Below are 2,239 nucleotides of genomic sequence, written 5' to 3'. Positions count from 1 at the left end.
ATCCCCGCTTGCCATTTGAAATTCAGGTATTCCAGTGGAAGAATACCTTCACCATTTGAAAAACACGGCTGGAAGCCTGCTAATAGATTAACATAACACAAACCACCGCTCTCCTTTTGGGAAAACGGTGTTTGAATACAATCATCCGGCTGGTTTATTATTTAGCGCCTATAGTGCCGGCATCAATTACAAAGCGGTATCTCACATCGAGGCCATTACTCTTTCATACGCTTCATCATCTGGTCCGCCGAAATTACTTCAATTTCCGAACCAATGCCATGTTCGGCGCAGAAATCGAGCATTTTCTGTGTTTCCGAATGCCGCCGATCATAGAACCTGCAAACGAGCGGCGTCCGCCGAGCAGGGAAAAAGACGTTCAGCGACAATGGTTCAGAAGGCGCACCTACGTTTACCAAAGCACCGTCCACGGTTAATAAGAAAGAAAGCATCTACGTCAATTTTGGCGCTGACTGTATTAATGATCAGATCAAATGTTCCTGCCAGCGTTTCAAAAGTAGAGGCATCACTCGTTGCGTAGTGTGATCGGCTCCAAGGCGCAGGCCGTCTTCTTTTTATGAGGGTCTGGGAAAGCACCGTAACCTCAGCTCCCATAGCGTTCGCAATTTTCACTCCCATATGGCCAGTCCCCAGTCCGACTACTGCTACTTTTTCCCCGGCCCGGCTCCCCAGCGGTTCAACGGCGAATAGGTAGTAATACCAGCGCACAAAATGCTGCAACGTCCAGCTCAATGCCTTCAGGAATATGAAGCACAAAATCCTCGGGCACTACGATATGAGTGGAATATCCTCCGTACGTATGGTCCCGTATTTGTCTACGTCGGCATACGTCATCGTTGCTCCCTTCAGACAGAACTGTTCTTCTCCCTTTTTACAGTTCTCACACTCTCCGCATGAATCAACCATACAGCCGACACCAACGCGGTCTCCGGATTTATATTTTTTACGTCCGCTCCTGTTTCCATAACGATGCGGCAATTTCATGGCCGGGTATAACAGGGTACGTTTCCTCTTTCCACTCGCTGTGGGCACAGTGAATATCAGAATGGCAGATGCCTGCATATTTAATTTCAATCAAAACGTCGCGGGAATCAAGATCGCGGCGCTCTACGTCATCGGCTCAAATTTTTCTGTCGGACCAGATACGCCTCTTGCATTTGCTTTTATCATTGAATAAAAACCTCCATGTATGATTATGTTTATTTACTAAAAGTAAGACGGCAATGTCATTCCATACCCTTTTCCTTCCGACATCAATCACGGACCCCTGCCGCGTCTGTAAAAATAAAATTTTCCCACACAAAAAAACAGCACCCTCAGGCGCTGTTTTTCTATTCGCTTGTGCATTCGTTCCGGGCTTCTTCATGAAGCAGATGAAGCACATCAACACTTAAGACTTCTGCTATTTTGTTTAGTACATTGATGGAAGGGTTCACTACTTTATTTTTTTCCAGATTGCTTAAATAGGAGCGTGATAAGCCGGAACGCTCGGCCAGGGCAGTGATCGTCAGCTGGTTTTTCTTTCGATAATGATGGATTCGGTTTCCAATCCCAATCATAATGCATTCCTTCTTCTTTATTCATTTTTATGGTTCACAGTCAGCATAGATAGCAGCCTCACACTGTCATTGTAGTAATTCCGATCCGAGTCTTCGTAGTCTACCGTCATCTTATCCCACAGCTGATTCAACCATTCCTGTTTCGACTCATCTATAGAAGCACCGGCAGCAAGCGGAGCGGTATAAACCATATCCGTATGCCCGGCCAGAGCTTCTCCTTCCAAAGTGTACCCCGCCTGAAACGAGGCCGGATCCCCATCAGCATGGGTTTCTGCCCATTCGTTTATCCGCTTCAGCTGTTCTCTTACCTGATTGTTTCCGGTAGTCTGGTAAGCTTCCGCCATTCTCCACGGAACTCTTGCTGCATTATAGGAATAATCGCCGTCGCTGTCACGTTCCAAAAACTGCGGCGGAGCCGGACTCCACTGTCCATCTTCGTAAATAAGAAAATCAGGCAGAAGGCCCGTGTCCGGGCTGTGCTCGTTCTGGACTTCTTCTGTCGTGTCTACAATCGCTTTTTCAACAACTTCCCATCTGTTGTCTTCAGCGGCTTCTGCAAAAACGGCGGCGTGTCCGCCCATCCAATCGGACGTTCTCGTAGCTTCACTGTACACAGGATCGTTGCCGCGCACCCAGTCACCGAGAAGAGGAAGATGCGTATC

General features: G+C 47.6%; 2 protein-coding genes and 1 pseudogene. All 3 read right to left on the bottom strand.

Features of this window, described 5'->3' with window-relative positions; all coding sequences use genetic code 11:
* Nucleotides 1-157: 157 nt before the first annotated feature.
* Nucleotides 158-1,188, bottom strand: a pseudogene (locus tag MMY81_RS32995) (NAD(P)-dependent alcohol dehydrogenase).
* A gap of 161 nt (nt 1,189-1,349) precedes the next feature.
* Nucleotides 1,350-1,577, bottom strand: coding sequence for a helix-turn-helix domain-containing protein (locus MMY81_RS32990; protein ID WP_252316140.1), 228 nt, complete (start codon nt 1,575-1,577; stop codon nt 1,350-1,352).
* 17 nt (nt 1,578-1,594) lie between these two features.
* A partial coding sequence (locus tag MMY81_RS32985) for a glycosyl hydrolase family 8 (RefSeq protein ID WP_252316139.1) occupies nt 1,595-2,239 on the bottom strand: 645 nt, incomplete at its 5' end.

The sequence above is a fragment of the Sinobaca sp. H24 genome, from assembly GCF_023845525.1.
This window is presented reverse-complemented; position numbering and strand designations above follow the sequence as displayed.

Excerpts from the sequence above, each read along its gene's own strand:
- MMY81_RS32990 (WP_252316140.1), bottom strand. The coding sequence starts at position 1,577 with ATGATTGGGATTGGAAACCGAATCCATCATTATCGAAAGAAAAACCAG.